Annotated in this window: 11 protein-coding genes and 1 pseudogene; 3 read left to right on the top strand and 9 right to left on the bottom strand. The window is 64.9% G+C overall.

The annotated features are described in order from the left end of the window. Nucleotides 1-4: 4 nt before the first annotated feature. The 9 genes and pseudogenes from DK847_RS14485 to DK847_RS14525 all read right to left on the bottom strand — a co-directional run bounded on the left by DK847_RS14485 (nucleotide 5) and on the right by DK847_RS14525 (nucleotide 8,106). Complete coding sequence (locus DK847_RS14485; RefSeq protein ID WP_146256141.1) at nucleotides 5-238, bottom strand: hypothetical protein; 234 nt, start codon at nucleotides 236-238, stop codon at nucleotides 5-7. Further along, a complete protein-coding gene (nuoH, locus tag DK847_RS14490; protein ID WP_111199221.1) occupies nucleotides 235-1,296 on the bottom strand; it encodes an NADH-quinone oxidoreductase subunit NuoH in 1,062 nt (353 codons plus the stop codon). The genes DK847_RS14485 and nuoH overlap by 4 nt, the downstream gene beginning before the upstream one ends. A gap of 3 nt (nucleotides 1,297-1,299) precedes the next feature. Then, on the bottom strand, nucleotides 1,300-3,381 hold the full coding sequence (nuoG, locus tag DK847_RS14495; RefSeq protein WP_111199222.1) for an NADH-quinone oxidoreductase subunit NuoG: 2,082 nt from the start codon (nucleotides 3,379-3,381) through the stop codon (nucleotides 1,300-1,302). 61 nt (nucleotides 3,382-3,442) lie between these two features. After that, a complete protein-coding gene (nuoF, locus tag DK847_RS14500) occupies nucleotides 3,443-4,750 on the bottom strand; it encodes an NADH-quinone oxidoreductase subunit NuoF (protein WP_111199223.1) in 1,308 nt (435 codons plus the stop codon). Between the two features lie 9 nt (nucleotides 4,751-4,759). After that, complete coding sequence (gene nuoE, locus DK847_RS14505) at nucleotides 4,760-5,434, bottom strand: NADH-quinone oxidoreductase subunit NuoE (RefSeq protein WP_111199224.1); 675 nt, start codon at nucleotides 5,432-5,434, stop codon at nucleotides 4,760-4,762. Beyond that, complete coding sequence (locus tag DK847_RS14510) at nucleotides 5,431-6,624, bottom strand: NADH-quinone oxidoreductase subunit D (RefSeq protein ID WP_111199225.1); 1,194 nt, start codon at nucleotides 6,622-6,624, stop codon at nucleotides 5,431-5,433. Before DK847_RS14510 ends, nuoE begins: the two co-directional genes overlap by 4 nt. Beyond that, nucleotides 6,621-7,223 carry an NADH-quinone oxidoreductase subunit C gene (locus DK847_RS14515; protein ID WP_111199285.1) on the bottom strand — a complete coding sequence of 201 codons (603 nt, stop codon included), beginning with the start codon at nucleotides 7,221-7,223 and terminating at the stop codon, nucleotides 6,621-6,623. The genes DK847_RS14510 and DK847_RS14515 overlap by 4 nt, the downstream gene beginning before the upstream one ends. A 2-nt stretch (nucleotides 7,224-7,225) precedes the next feature. Next, nucleotides 7,226-7,711: pseudogene (locus tag DK847_RS14520) on the bottom strand (NuoB/complex I 20 kDa subunit family protein); the annotation flags it as partial. Between the two features lie 29 nt (nucleotides 7,712-7,740). Further along, nucleotides 7,741-8,106 (bottom strand): NADH-quinone oxidoreductase subunit A, encoded by a 366-nt coding sequence (locus tag DK847_RS14525; protein WP_111199226.1) that lies wholly within the window; start codon nucleotides 8,104-8,106, stop codon nucleotides 7,741-7,743. A 649-nt stretch (nucleotides 8,107-8,755) separates the two neighbouring features. Here DK847_RS14525 and DK847_RS14530 point away from each other — a divergent pair. The 3 genes from DK847_RS14530 to DK847_RS14540 all read left to right on the top strand — a co-directional run bounded on the left by DK847_RS14530 (nucleotide 8,756) and on the right by DK847_RS14540 (nucleotide 14,685). After that, nucleotides 8,756-9,064 carry a hypothetical protein gene (locus DK847_RS14530; RefSeq protein ID WP_111199227.1) on the top strand — a complete coding sequence of 103 codons (309 nt, stop codon included), beginning with the start codon at nucleotides 8,756-8,758 and terminating at the stop codon, nucleotides 9,062-9,064. 160 nt (nucleotides 9,065-9,224) lie between these two features. Then, nucleotides 9,225-11,951 (top strand): glycosyltransferase family 4 protein, encoded by a 2,727-nt coding sequence (locus DK847_RS14535; RefSeq protein WP_111199228.1) that lies wholly within the window; start codon nucleotides 9,225-9,227, stop codon nucleotides 11,949-11,951. Beyond that, entirely contained in the window at nucleotides 11,914-14,685 is a 2,772-nt protein-coding gene (locus DK847_RS14540) for a glycosyltransferase family 4 protein (protein WP_111199229.1), read from the top strand. Before DK847_RS14535 ends, DK847_RS14540 begins: the two co-directional genes overlap by 38 nt. Nucleotides 14,686-14,710 lie beyond the last annotated feature (25 nt).

Raw genomic sequence — 14,710 nt, forward strand, 5'->3', positions numbered from 1 at the left:
GGGTTCACCCGAACATTTTCAGACGGCTTCCCAGCAGGAAGCCGAGGACCGGCATGAGGACGAGGCTCTGGAACTTGACCAGCGCCATGATGGTGGAGGGACTCAACCCCTGCGACTGCGTGAGCTTGGCCTTCTCATGGCGCCAGCGCAGCGAGGGGTAGATGGAGCGGTTGACCAGCGCCACCTCGGCAATGCCAAGGGCCGCGAACAACAGGGCTCCGACGAGAGGTGCGATCATGGCGCCCATCCGAAACCGACGAGCACGCCGGCGACCAGCACCACATAGAAGATCGAGATCGGCAGGAACACCTTCCAGCCCAGGCGCATCAGCTGGTCATAGCGGTAGCGCGGCACGAAGGCCTTCACCAGCGCGAACATGAAGAAGACCAGCACCACCTTGAGGAAGAACCAGATGAAGCCCGGCACCCAGTTCAGGGGCGGCACGTCGATGGGCGGCAGCCACCCGCCGAGGAAGAGGATGGTGGTCATCGCGCACATCAGCACGATCGCCACATATTCGCCGAGCATGAAGAGAAGGTAGGGCGTGGAGGAATATTCCACCATGAAGCCGGCGACGAGTTCCGATTCCGCTTCCACGAGGTCGAAGGGCGGACGGTTGGTTTCCGCCAGCGCCGAGACGAAGAAGATGATGAACATCGGGAACAGCGGCAGGAAATACCAGTCGAGGAAGGAGCCCGGCAGGCCCAGCATGGTGCCAAGCCCGGTGTGCTGCGAGCGCACGATCTCGGTCAAGTTCATCGAGCCCGCGCACATCAGCACGGTGACGATGACGAAGCCGATCGACACCTCGTAGGACACCATCTGCGCGGCGGAGCGGAGAGCGGAAAGGAAGGGGTACTTCGAGTTCGAGGCCCAGCCGCCCATGATGACGCCATAGACGCCGAGCGAGGACAGCGCGAAGAGATAGAGGATGCCGACATTGATGTCGGAGATCACCCACTTGCCCTCGACGAGACCGAAGAAGGAGCCTTCCGACACGGGCACCACGGCCCAGGCGGCAAGCGCCAGCGTGGCGGTCACCAGCGGCGCGATGACGAAGACGCCCTTGTTGGCGCCGTCCGGGATCACCACTTCCTTCAGCGCGAACTTGATGAGGTCGGCGAAGGACTGGAACAGGCCCCAGGGGCCCACGACATTGGGGCCCCGGCGCATCTGCACGGCAGCCCAGATCTTGCGGTCGGCCCACAGCAGATAGGCGACGATCAGCAAGAGGCCCGCCATGAAGCCGAAGCTCACGACGGCGAAGAACAGCAGGGTGAGAAGAGCCTCGATCATGATTTACTCAGCGGCCTCGAGCTTCTGCACGTTCTTCAGGGCCGAACATTCGGCCATGATGCGGGACGCGCGGGCAATCGGGTTGGTCATGTAATAGTCGGAGACGGGAGAGCGGAAGGGCTCCGCCGCCATGGCACCCGCGGCCTTGCCGAGATCGGCGAGTTCATGGGTGGAGGCCGTCTCGCGCTGGTCGATGCGCATCAGCTGCGGGGCCACCTTGTACATGGCGGCGCGCAGCTCATCGAGATTGTTCCAGGGCAGTGCATTGCCCAGCGTCTCGGTGAGGGCGCGGAAGATCGCCCAGTCCTCGCGGGCCTCGCCCGGCGGGAAGGAGGCGCGCTCGGTCAGCTGCGGGCGGCCCTCGGTGTTTACATAGGTCGCCTGCTTCTCCACATAGGCCGCACCGGCAAGGATCACGTCGGCGCGGTGGGCGCCGGCATCACCATGGGTGCCGACATAGACGACGAAGGTGGAGCCAAGCGCCTGGGTGTCGATCTCGTCGGCGCCGATGAGGAAGAGGATGTCGAGGTCGCCCGACTTTGCGGCCTCCAGCATCTGGCGGGTGGTCTTGCCGCCGTCAGCTGCCGGCAGCGCGCAGACATCGAGCGCACCGACGCGGCCCGCCGCGGTGTGCAGCACGTTGAAGCCGTTCCAGCCGTCCTTGATGGCGCCCAGCTTCTCGGCTGCCTTGTAGGCCGCGGCCAGAACCTGCGGGCCATCGGCGCGGGCGAGAGCCCCCTGCCCCACGATCACCATCGGCTTGCCGCCTGATGCTTCGGCGGAGTCCACGAACTTCGCCAGCGTCTCGGGGCCAGCGCCGAGATAGGTGTAGGGATAGGTGAGGTCGGCCTGCTCGCCGATCACCGCGACCGGGCAGCCGCCGCGCGTCACGCGCTTGCGGATGCGGGCGTTGAGCACGGTCGCCTCGAGGCGCGGGTTGGTGCCGATGAGGAGGATCGAGTCTGCCTCCTCGATGCCGGAAATGCCGGTGTTGAAGAGATAGCCCGCACGGCCGCCCTTCTCGCCCAGCGGTGTTCCGTCCTGGCGGCAGTCGATGTTCCTGATGCCGAACTGGTCGGCGAACTGGCGCACCGAGAAGGCCTCTTCGGCCGAAACGAGATCGCCGAGGATGATGCCGATGCGGTCCGGGTTCACGCCACTCATGCGCTGGGCGATGCGCTGGAAGGCCTCCTGCCACGAGGCCGCGCGCAGCTTGCCGAACTCGCGCACGTAAGGCCGGTCGAGGCGCTGCGCCTTCAATCCGTCCCACACGAAGCGCGTCTTGTCGGAGATCCACTCTTCGTTCACGTCCTCATGGGTGCGCGGCAGGATGCGCATCACCTCGCGGCCGCGCGCGTCGACGCGGATGTTGGAGCCGACCGCATCCATCACGTCGATGGTCTCGGTCTTGCGCAACTCCCAGGGCCTTGCCTTGAACTCGTAGGGCAGCGAGGTGAGCGCACCCACCGGGCAGAGGTCGATGATGTTGCCCTGGAGCTCGGAGGAGATCGCCTTGTTGAGATAGGTGGTGATCTCCATGTCCTCGCCGCGGCCGGTGGCGCCCATCTCCTCGATGCCGGCCACCTCGGTGGTGAAGCGGACGCAGCGCGTGCACTGGATGCAGCGGTTCATGTTGGTGTTGACGAGCGGGCCCAGATACTTGTTCTCGACGGCGCGCTTGTTCTCGTGGAAGCGGTTCTTGTCCACGCCATAGACCATGGCCTGGTCCTGCAGGTCGCATTCGCCGCCCTGGTCGCAGATCGGGCAGTCGAGCGGGTGGTTGATGAGCAGGAACTCCATCACGCCTTCGCGCGCCTTCTTCACCATCGGGGTGTTGGTGAAGACCTCCGGCGGCTCGCCATTGGGGCCGGGGCGCAGGTCGTTGACCGACATGGCGCAGGAGGCCTGGGGCTTGGGCGGTCCGCCCTTCACCTCGACGAGGCACATGCGGCAGTTGCCGGCGATCGACAGGCGCTCATGATAACAGAAGCGCGGCACTTGCGCGCCCGCCTGTTCGCAGGCCTGCAGCAGGTTGAGGCCGTTCTCGACCTCCAACTCCACTCCGTCGATCTTGATCTTAGGCATCAGCTTGCTCGCCTTCTCATTCCTTCAGGCATCGGCCCGGGGCCGCCACCATTGATCTCTCTCACTCGGCCGCGATCTTGCGGACGGCACCATCCGGATCGGGGTTCGCGGCATACTGGTCGATGCGCGCCTCGATCACCGGCCGGAAATGCGCGATGAGGCCCTGGATCGGCCAGGCCGCGGCATCACCCAGGGCGCAGATGGTGTGGCCCTCGATCTGCTTCGTCACGTCCAGCAGCATGTCGATCTCGCGCTTTTCCGCACGGCCCTCGGCCATGCGGCTCATCACGCGCCACATCCAGCCCGTGCCTTCGCGGCAGGGCGTGCACTGGCCGCAGGACTCGTGCTTGTAGAAGTACGCCAGCCGCGCGATGGCGCGGATGAGGTCGGTCGACTTGTCCATCACGATGACCGCCGCGGTGCCGAGGCCGGAGCGCAGCTTGCCCAGCGAGTCGAAGTCCATCGGCGTGTCGATGATGAGGTCGGCCGGGACCATGCGCACGGAGGACCCGCCGGGGATCACCGCCAGCAGGTTCTCGAAGCCGCCGCGCACGCCGCCGGCGTGCCTGTCGATCAGTTCGCGGAAGGGAATGCCGAGTTCTTCCTCCACCACGCAGGGCTTGTTGACGTGGCCCGAGATGCAGAAGAGCTTGGTGCCTGCGTTGTTGGGGCGGCCGAGTGAGGCGAACCAGGTTGCGCCGCGCCGCATGATGGTGCCGGCAACCGCGATCGACTCGACGTTGTTCACGGTCGTCGGTGCGCCGTAGAGGCCCACGTTCGCAGGGAACGGCGGCTTCATGCGCGGCTGGCCCTTCTTGCCCTCGATCGACTCGAGCATGGCCGTCTCTTCGCCGCAAATATAGGCGCCGGCGCCATGGTGGACGATGATGTCGAAGTCCCAGCCATGGACGTTGTTCTTGCCGATGAGGCGCGCCTCATAGGCCTGGTCGACGGCGGCCTGCAGGTGCTCGCGCTCGCGGATGAATTCGCCGCGCACATAGATCACCGCCGTGTGGCAGCCCATGGCGGCACCCGCAAGCAGGCAGCCCTCGACGAGGAGGTGCGGTTCGTGGCGCAGGATCTCGCGGTCCTTGCAGGTGCCGGGCTCCGACTCGTCGGCATTGACCACGAGGTAATGCGGGCGTTCGCCGATGACCTTCGGCATGAAGGACCACTTGAGGCCGGTGGGGAAGCCAGCACCGCCGCGGCCGCGCAAGCCAGAGGCCTTGATCTCGTTGATCATCCAGTCGCGGCCATTGTCGATGAAGCCCTTGGTGCCGCTCCAGCAGCCGCGCTTTTTCGCGCCTTCCAGACCCCAGTCGTGGAAGCCGTAGATGTTGGTGAAGATGCGGTCCTTGTCAGCGAGCATGGCTCTGTCTCACTTCTTCTCTTCCGCCGGGGCCGGCGGGGGCGGCTCGACGCGAACGAAAGTCCGCTGGCCTTCATAAAGCGACGGGTCGGTGAGCGCCGTCTGCGCGCCTTCAGGGGCAGCCATGTGACGGTCGATCTGCGGACCCACCTTCACCTTGCGGCCGGCGGCGAGATCATCGATCAGCTTCTCGAGCGAGGCGGGGGTGAGGTCCTCGTAGGTGTCCTTGAAGATCTGCACCATGGGCGCGTTCACGCAGGCGCCGAGGCACTCGACCTCTTCCCAGGAGAACTTCCCGTCCTCGGTGACGTGGTGCGGCTCGTGGCTGATGCGGTTCTGGCAGACCTTCTTGAGGTCCTCCGCACCGCGCAGCATGCAGGGCGTGGTGCCGCAGACCTGGATGTGGGCAACCTTGCCCACCGGCTGCAGCTGGAACATGGTGTAGAAGGTCGCCACCTCGAGCACGCGGATATAGGACATGTCGAGCATGTTCGCGATGTACTCGATCATGGGCTTGGTCACCCAGTTGTCGTTCTGCTCCTGGGCGCGCCAGAGCAGCGGAATGACGGCCGAGGCCTGCTTGCCCGCAGGATACTGTGCGATCTTTGCCTTGGCCCAGGCCAGGTTCTCCGCATTGAAGGCGAAGCTGTCGGGCTGGATAGGATGAAGACGTCGGACGCTCACCGGTCCACCTCACCAAAAACGATGTCGAGAGAGCCCAGCACGGCGGAAACGTCCGCCAGCATGTGGCCGCGGCAGATATGGTCCATCGCCTGGAGATGCGCGAAGCCGGGCGCGCGCAGCTTGCAGCGATAGGCCTTGTTGGTGCCATCCGAGACCAGATAGACGCCGAACTCGCCCTTGGGGGCCTCGACGGCGGCATAGACCTCGCCCGGCGGCGTGTGGAAGCCTTCGGTGTGGAGCTTGAAGTGATGGATCAGCGCTTCCATCGAGCGCTTCATCTCCTCGCGCTTGGGCGGCACCACCTTGCCGTCGTTGGCCGAGACGGGGCCATTGCGCTCCGCACCGAGCAGCAGGTTGACGCACTGCTTCATGATCTTCACCGATTCCCGCATTTCCTGCATGCGGATCAGGTAGCGGTCATAGCAGTCGCCGTTCTTGCCGATCGGGATGTCGAAATCCATCTCGTCGTAGCATTCATAGGGCTGCGCCCTGCGCAGGTCCCAGGCCGCACCCGAGCCGCGCACCATGACGCCCGAGAAGCCCCACTCGAAGCACTCCTTCAGCGAGACGACGCCGATGTCGACGTTGCGCTGCTTGAAAATGCGGTTGTCGGTCAAGAGGCCCTCGATGTCGTCCAGCACCTTGTTGTGGTGCTCGCAGAAGGTGCCGATGTCCTCGACAAGCTGCGGCGGCAGGTCCTCGTGGACGCCACCGGGGCGGAAATAGGCGGCATGCATGCGCGAGCCCGAGGCGCGCTCATAGAACACCATCAGCTTCTCGCGCTCCTCGAAGCCCCAGAGCGGCGGGGTGAGCGCGCCCACGTCCATGGCCTGCGTGGTGACGTTGAGGAGATGCGAGAGGATGCGGCCGATCTCGGAGAACAGCACGCGGATCAGCTGGCCGCGCCGCGGCACGGTGAGGCCCAGCAGCTTCTCGATGGCGAGGCACCAGGCATGTTCCTGGTTCATCGGCGCCACATAGTCGAGGCGGTCGAAATAGGGCACGGCCTGGAGATAGGTCTTGTGCTCGATCAGCTTCTCGGTGCCACGGTGCAGCAGGCCGATATGCGGGTCGACGCGGGTGCAGACCTCGCCGTCGAGTTCCAGCACGAGGCGCAGCACGCCGTGGGCCGCCGGATGCTGCGGCCCGAAATTGATCGAAAAGTTGCGGACGGACTGGGTATCGGTCACGGCTTGGCCTTTTCATCGCCGGGGAGGACGTATTCGGTGGCTTCCCACGGGCTCAAATAATCGAAGGCGCGGAATTCCTGCGTGAGCTTCACCGGCTCATAGACCACACGCTTGGCAAGATCGTCCCAGCGCACCTCGACATAGCCGGTGAGCGGGAAGTCCTTGCGCAGCGGATGGCCGGCAAAGCCGTAGTCGGTGAGGATGCGGCGCAGGTCCGGGTGGTTGGAGAAGAGCACGCCATAGAGATCGAAGGTCTCGCGCTCATACCAGTTGGCGGCGGGGAATACCGAGATGACGGAGGGCACCGCGGTGTCCTCGTCCGTCTCGACCTTCACGCGGATGCGGCGGTTCTTGTAGGGCGCGAGCAGGTGATAGACCACGTCGAAGCGCTTCTCGCGGTCCGGATAGTCCACGCCGCATATGTCGATGAAGCAGACGAAGTTGCACTCCGCATCGTCGCGGACGAATTCGAGCACGCGGACGATGTGGGCGGCTTCCGCCAGCACCGTCAGCTCGCCATACTCCACCTTGAAGCCCGTTACCGCGCTTCCCAGCTTGCGGGCGATGTGCTCGCCCAGTTCACGCAAGGTCTCAGCCATCATCAACGCTCGATCGTTCCGGTGCGGCGGATCTTCTTCTGCAGCTGCAGGATGCCGTAGATCAGCGCCTCTGCGGTGGGCGGGCAGCCGGGCACATAGATGTCCACCGGCACGATGCGGTCGCAGCCGCGCACCACGGAATAGGAGTAGTGATAGTAGCCACCGCCATTGGCGCAGCTGCCCATGGAGATGACGTAGCGCGGCTCCGGCATCTGGTCATAGACCTTGCGGAGTGCGGGCGCCATCTTGTTGGTCAGCGTGCCGGCGACGATCATCACGTCCGACTGGCGGGGCGAGGCGCGCGGCGCGAAGCCGAAGCGCTCGAGGTCCCAGCGCGGCATGGAGGCCTGCATCATCTCGACCGCGCAGCAAGCGAGCCCGAAGGTCATCCACATGAGCGAGCCCGTGCGGGCCCAGTTGATGAGGTCATCCGACGCGGTGACGAGGAAGCCCTTGTCGGCGAGTTCGGCGTTGATGTTGGTGAAGAACTCGCGCTGCTCAGGGGAAGCCTGTTCGATCAATCCCATTCGAGAGCTCCCTTTCGCCACTCATAGATGAAGCCGATGGTCAGGACGCCGAGGAAGATCATCATCGACCAGAAGCCGAAGACGCCCACTTCCTTCAGCGAAATCGCCCAGGGGAACAGGAAGGCCACCTCGAGGTCGAAGATGATGAAGAGGATCGACACCAGGTAGAAGCGCACGTCGAACTTCATGCGGGCATCGTCGAAGGCGTTGAAGCCGCATTCGTATGCCGAGAGTTTCTCGGGGTCCGGGTTGCGGAAGGCGATCAGAATCGGGGTGATCAGCAGAATCAGGGAAAAGCCGAGCGCCACCCCGAGGAAGATGACGACGGGCAGGTATTCTCTCAAAAGTTCGGGCATGTGCTCTCGCCTCTCAGTCCGCCCGGGCGGCGGACAAGAATCCGCCGCTTGGTAGCGCACCGACCTCCGCCCCGCAAGTTTTTCGGCACAGTTGTCAAATCTTCATGACAGGTGTGGCGGAACCAGCCTGTTTCGCCTCCTAGAAGCCGGCGACGACAGAATTTTCAATAACGATTGCAACTTTCTCTGGCATTTTCCGGCCAGCGCCCCTACATCCTGCGCCATAGCGTGGATTGTGGTTACAAAATTCTTGCCACCGGAGTGACACTCACGTAGGGGTGGCAACCTAGGTAGAAGCAACTAAGCCGAGTAAAAGCAGAGGGCCCAGCACCTCAGAACTTATTGGTGTATTCCCTGCTGTTTTTGCAAAGCTGAGAGCTGGATATGGGTGGTTTCAACCCCCGCGATAGCTTTTTGTTCGCTTTTCACCAGAGAAAGTTAAATTCGATTTACGAATCTGCTTGCAATTTGTTTTTGATTGTATATGTGAGTAGGTAAGTTCGCATATATCAGTGTTGCCAGCTTAGTTGGCCGGTGCACTGGTCAGTTGAACAAGGGCAATAGCCCGGTGGCTAGAAACTAGACGTGCTGAGCCGGCTCGAGAGGCAGCCAAATGGCGACCGGGTGGTTCGGGGATAGAGGTGTCGAGATGAGCAAGAAGCGCAAGGCCCTGCAGGTTTCCGCCCTGTTGAGCGCTGTAAGCGGGGCAACCCTGATGGTTGCAGCCGGCAGCACCAACGTGCAGGCGGCGGAGTCCAACCGGGTTGAGGAGCGTTGCTGGGACCAGCAGTCGACCGCGACGACGACCCAGTACCGGATGAACGGCTGCGTCTACAACCAGTTCGGTCTGGTGCCGAAGGATGGCACGGACGTGAACGGAAATGACTTCAGCACCCCCGACCCGGGCGCGGGCGGCGGCGGCGGCGGCCCCTCGGGCGGCGGCGATTACGTTCCGTAACGTCCGTTAACCGCAATCGATTTGAACACTGGTTTTGAATGTCGCCCAGGCCTAGTCTGGGCGACATTCTTCATTATCGGCTGGCTTCCGTCCGGAAGCGGTATCACTTGACGCCAACTGTCACCGGGGTGCTGCCATTCACGCGCCAACTGTTCTTGACTTGAAAGCCGGTCAATCGCCGCAGAGCGGGGATTCGAAGGGCCGCATCTGCATCGTGACGGGCGAGATCGCCGGTCCGGATTTCAATGGCGGCATCGGGACGGCCAATCGCGGGCTGGCACTGGCGCTGCGCGCCGCCGGCTTCACGGTCGATGTCCTCTATACCCGGGTGGAGCACGGGCAGCCCTTCTCCTTCCGTGGAAGCTTCGAGGAGCAGGTCGCAGCCTTCCGGGCGCTGGGCATCAGCCTCATGTGCATCAGCCATGCGGGGCAGTGGCATGACTGGCTGGGCAAGTCGCTGCGGGTGCTGGAAGCACTGCAATCGACCTCATACGACCTGGTGTTCTTCGACGACACGCACGGCACGGCCTACTACACAGCACTCGCCCGCAAGACCGGAAACCCGTCGCTGGCCAATACCCGGCTGGTCGTCGTCACCCACAGCGCCACCCAGTGGATCTGCGACCTCAACCAGTCGCCCATCAACACGCTGGCGGATGCGCGGCTCCTCGAGATCGAGCGCCGGAGCATCGAGCTCGCCGACTACGTGGTGTCGCCCAGCGCCTATATCCTGCGGAAATACCAGTCCTATGGCTGGAGCCTGCCGCCCAACACGCTGGTCAGGCCCAACATCCTGCCCTTCACCGGCGAAAAGGCGGTTCCGCCCAGCAGGCAGGCCGCGATCGACGAAATCGTGTTCTTCGGCCGCATGGAGCGGCGCAAGGGCCTGTGGCTGTTCTGCGAAGCGCTGGACCGGCTGAAATATGAACTCGGCGACCGCAAGGTCACCTTCCTCGGCAAGTTCACCCATGAGGATGGCGAATCGACTGGCTACACCCTGCTCCGCCGCTCGGCGGAATGGCCCTTCTCGCCGACGCTCCTCTACAATTACGATCGTGACCAAGCGCTTGCCTATCTCAAGGCGGGCAACCGGCTCGCGGTCATGCCCTCGCGCGAGGACAACAGCCCCTGCGTCATTCTCGAATGCCTCGTCGAGGGCATTCCGTTCATCGCCTCCGCCGGCAGCGGCGGCCAGGAACTGATCAGAGACAAGGACCACAGGCACTGCCTGTTCGAGCCCACCGCCGATGCCCTGACGGCCAGGCTGCGCGCCGTGCTGAAGGACGGCATCGTCACCGGCCAGCCCTCCTTCGACCCGAAGGTCAATGCCCGCGAAACCATGGAATGGGTGGCGCAGCTGGTGGGCGAGGTTCGCCGCGATGCGGCCGCCGCCGCGAAGCCAGCAGGCCGGAAGGCCGCACCGCGCCGCCTGCAGCGCAACCTGCTGCTGCTGGCACCGCGTGAATTGTCGCCCGAGCAGGTGATCGACAGCGCCAGCGAGGCCGCCGCCCGGCATCCCGAGGCATCGCTGCTGGTCTTCGCAGAGGACAGCGCGGCCGCCGCACCCGCCGGTGGCAGCTCTTCAACACCCCTGCCCGCCAATCTCCGCATATGCCCGCTCACCGCCTATGGCGAGGAAGCCGCGAAGCTGCAGGCGGATGGCGGCATGATCGCACTCTGCCGGCTGGACCAGCCGGTGCCGGAGGCGGTGCTCGACCGCGCCGAGGAGTCGCTGCAGCGCACCCGCATCGACGCGCTGACCGTGATGCGGGGCCAGGCGATCGAGGTCCTGCGCCCCGAGCAGGCCTATGTGTGCGTGGGCAGCCTGCTGTGGCAGCCTGAGGATTACCGGACCGGCAATTCCAGCGCCCTCATGTCGCTGGCCCAGGACAGCAATTCGGGCCTCGTGGTGCTGCGCTCGGAGCGCGCCGGCGTGCTGGCCCGGCTGTCACCGCGCGATCCCCAGCTCTGCCGCCTGAAGGATGTCGGGCTTTATGTCCACGAGCTGCTGCTCGAACTGGCGGCCGATGGCCACGGCTTCGAACTGCTTCCGGATTGCTTCCTGCCGGAGGCGGCGATGCCCGCCTCCTGCGAGACCTATGAATTCCCGCGCATCGCGATGAACCATCTGCACCGGCACCGCGGCATGGCCGTGGGCAGCGAGGTGGCCCTCCTGTCCCGCCTGGCGCTGGAGAAGCTCGCCACCGACGCCGCGCGGCAGAATGCCCTTGGCCTGCTCGACAGGCTGACGTCGCGCGTCGGGGAAGACAGCCTGCAGCAGCAGAATTTCTGGCCCGTCTCCCGGGCCTTCACGACCTATGCGAAGATCGCCCATGCCTCGGGCCGGCCGGACCTTGCACTGGCACTCGTCGCGAGCTCGCTGACGGCCGAGGATCCGTTCCTGCGGTCGGGCCCCGCGAAGCCCTCGGACATCGCGCAGCGCAGTGCGCAGACACTCAACCTCGCCACGCTGGTGGCCGATGGCCGGCATGCGAGCATGAACCTCGATCACCCGTGGTCGCTGCGCACCGAGCGCGAGCGCCAGGAGATCGAGCTGCATCCCAATGGATCGCATGAGGGCGACGCGACGCTGATCTTCGCCGGCCTGTCCTTCGAGGGGCCAACCACCTTTGCGAGCGAGATCGAACTGGCCGCGTCGGCGAAGGGACCGGTCAAGTTCGCGTTCGAACTGCAGGCGCCTTCAGAGGAACCGCGCAGCGAGGAGTGGGTCCTGCAGCCGGGCGAGAGAAAATCGGTGGACGTGGCACTTCCTGCCGCGTTCCTTGCAGGCTGCGATGCATTCCTGACGACCCGCATGATGAGACGGCGCGATTCCACGGAGGGAGCACATGCCAAGTGGCACAGGCCGGCGTTCCGGCCGCGCTGAAAAGCAGATGAAGGTGGCGAAGGCGCCGGCCGGACCCGAAACGTTCAGCGGCCTTCCCGGCCTCGGCAAGGGCAAAGGGGCACGGCCGCTCAAGGTCTGCGTCGTCACCTCGGAAATCCTCGGGCCGGTGAAGAACGGCGGCATCGGCACGGCCACCAGCGCGCTGATCGACTGCCTCGCGGCAAACGGCCACGAGGTCACCATTCTCTACACGCTCGTGCAGCGCGGCGAACCCGATTGCGTGGAGCGCACCTGGGCGCACTGGGTGTCGCAGCTCGCGGCGCGCAACATCACCCTCACCCACATTCCGCACGAGGGCGACTATCGCGAGTGGCTGAAGAAGTCATGGCTGGTGAAGCTGCACCTCGGTGCGCATGACTATGACGCGGTCTATTTCAACGAGCACCACGGCAGCGGCTATTTCACGCTCGCCGCCAAGCGTGCCGGGCTTTCGCCCTTCGCCGAGCGCGTGCACTGCGTGATCACCCATGGCTCGATCGAGTGGGTGTTCAACACCAATGACCAGCGGCTGAGCCGCCCCACCGACCTGCAGATGATCGGCGTCGAACGGCGCAGCGTGGAGTGGGCTGACGTGGTGATCGGGCCGAGCCAGTATCTGCTACGCGAATACCGCAGCTATGGCTGGGACCTGCCCCGCCACACCTATAACCAGCCCTATCCCTTTCCCATCGGCGTCAAGCGCAAGAAGGGCGGCCGCACGCCGGTCGAGGAGATCGTGTTCTTCGGGCGGCTGGAAACGCGCAAGGGACTGTGGCTGTTCTGCGAGGCGCTGGACCGCATGGGTGACGCACTGCGCGGACGCAAGGTGACCTTCATGGGCCGCCCTGCCGACGTATCGGGGTTTCCCAGCCCGGTGTTCATCCTGGCACGGGCCGAGAAATGGGCCTGCGAAGTGAACCTGCTGCTGGACTACAGCCAGGAGCAGGCGCTGGACTATCTCTCGAAGCCCGGACGGGTGGCCGTCATGCCGTCGCTGGCCGACAACAGCCCCTGCGTCGTCTATGAGTGCATGCAGCAGCAGATTCCCTTCGTGGCCACCAATGGCAGCGGCGCGGATGAACTGGTTCACCCCGATTGCTGGCCGACTGTGATGTGCCCGCCCAATGCCGTGGCCTTGAGCGAACGGCTGGGCGAGGTCCTGAAGGACGGCGCGACCACCGCCTGGCCGCGTTTCGAGGCCGCCGAGAACCTCGCGAGCTGGCAGGCCTGGAACCAGCTGCTGGCGGACCCCAAGGCCCGCGCCGAACTGCTGGAGGATGCGCCCTCCCCCGTGCCGGCCAAGGCGGTTTCAGGCAAATCGACCTTCCTCTACATCGACGATGGCGCAGTGCTGCTCGGAACCTTGATGGACCGCCTGTTGCGGCAGATGCAGCTGTTCGCCGGGGCCGGGAACTTTGCACTTCTGTCCGCCCGGGGCGAGCCGTTGCGCGGCATGCTCGAGGGCGCGCTCGAGGCGAGTGCTGCGCAGCTTGGCAGCGCCTTCAGCTATGTGTCGCCGGCGGCCCTGCCGCGTTTCCTGCAGTCGGGCCGCAAGATCGGCAGCAGCCTGTTCGTCACCGACGTCAGCGACGAACTGGCCGAACCATTCGTTCAGCAATCCCGCGACATGATCGCAAGGGGCACCGCCGTGGCAGTGACCTGTGCCGCCGCCCGGCGCCGCAAGGACAGTGACGAACCGGTGATCGCGGAAATCCCGGCGGGCGACCTTCCTGCCGCGGGCGGCCTCGGCATGCCCATCACCTCATCCGCCTGGGCGGTGCACAGCGCCGCGCTGGGCGAGCAGCTGACAGCGGCCGACTTCATCGATCCCACCACCGGCGAACTGACGCCGGCTCAGGACATCGGCGAACTTGCCTTCCACCGCCTGATCACGGCCAGGCAGCCGGTGCGGCTCATTCCCGAAGTCGGAACGGTGCGCACCACGCCGACGCGGCGGCCGCGGCGCGAGCGTCACTGGTATCGCTCCGCCGTTCTCCATGCCGAGGCACTCGGCATGAAGCCCTACCTGTTCCAGGATGCCGCTGCCTGGCTTTCCGCCAGCTCGTTCGGATTCCGCAGTTCCGCCGCGCCGGAACGCAGCGCCGCCACCGGACTGCTGCCCGAGGGTCACCCGCTGCGCGACGTTGCGCAGTCCGGAACCTCCATGGACGGCCTCGCCCATCTCGCAGCCGCACTTGGCCGCGCCGACCAGGCTATCCAGATCGCCACGGCATCGGAGGTCGGGGTGCGGGCCGAGGACCTGCTGGTGGAAGCCGTACACACCGTCCGCAATCGTCCTGCAATCGATCTGAGCGCTCTTCTCTCGGGCGAGACGCGTCTGGAATCCGCGTCCGACGTGATCAAGACGCTGCGCGCATCGACGGTAAACCTGGTGCTCGAACGGACGCCCGACGGGCTGGGCATTCGCCTGCAGGACCCTGCCATTGGCGAGGGCACCGCCACCTTCTTCGACGTCGCCCTGTTCGGGCATGACCATTTCCTGCTTGATTGTCATATCGGGGAGGGCAATAGCTGCTCCGTGCAGGCAACAATCATCGATCAGGCAACGGGTGCAACATTGGGCGAAGCCTCCGTCGCCGGTGCTGCGGGAACGGAGCGCAAGCTACGGATTCCGCTGCATGGCATTCACGGCATGTTCTGCCTGATCGTGGACTTCGCGGCACCAGGCGGCAAATCTGCGGCCCTGACGCTGAACCGCATGCAGTTCGCCTGATGCCCCTGGCGCCGGAGACACGCTG

The sequence above is a fragment of the Aestuariivirga litoralis genome (assembly GCF_003234965.1).
Classification (GTDB): Bacteria; Pseudomonadota; Alphaproteobacteria; order Rhizobiales; family Aestuariivirgaceae; genus Aestuariivirga; species Aestuariivirga litoralis.

Excerpts from the sequence above, each read along its gene's own strand:
- DK847_RS14485 (WP_146256141.1), bottom strand. The coding sequence starts at position 238 with ATGATCGCACCTCTCGTCGGAGCCCTGTTGTTCGCGGCCCTTGGCATT.
- nuoH (WP_111199221.1), bottom strand. The coding sequence starts at position 1,296 with ATGATCGAGGCTCTTCTCACCCTGCTGTTCTTCGCCGTCGTGAGCTTC.
- nuoG (WP_111199222.1), bottom strand. The coding sequence starts at position 3,381 with ATGCCTAAGATCAAGATCGACGGAGTGGAGTTGGAGGTCGAGAACGGC.
- nuoF (WP_111199223.1), bottom strand. The coding sequence starts at position 4,750 with ATGCTCGCTGACAAGGACCGCATCTTCACCAACATCTACGGCTTCCAC.
- DK847_RS14515 (WP_111199285.1), bottom strand. The coding sequence starts at position 7,223 with ATGGCTGAGACCTTGCGTGAACTGGGCGAGCACATCGCCCGCAAGCTG.
- DK847_RS14525 (WP_111199226.1), bottom strand. The coding sequence starts at position 8,106 with ATGCCCGAACTTTTGAGAGAATACCTGCCCGTCGTCATCTTCCTCGGG.
- DK847_RS14530 (WP_111199227.1), top strand. The coding sequence starts at position 8,756 with ATGAGCAAGAAGCGCAAGGCCCTGCAGGTTTCCGCCCTGTTGAGCGCT.
- DK847_RS14540 (WP_111199229.1), top strand. The coding sequence starts at position 11,914 with ATGCCAAGTGGCACAGGCCGGCGTTCCGGCCGCGCTGAAAAGCAGATG.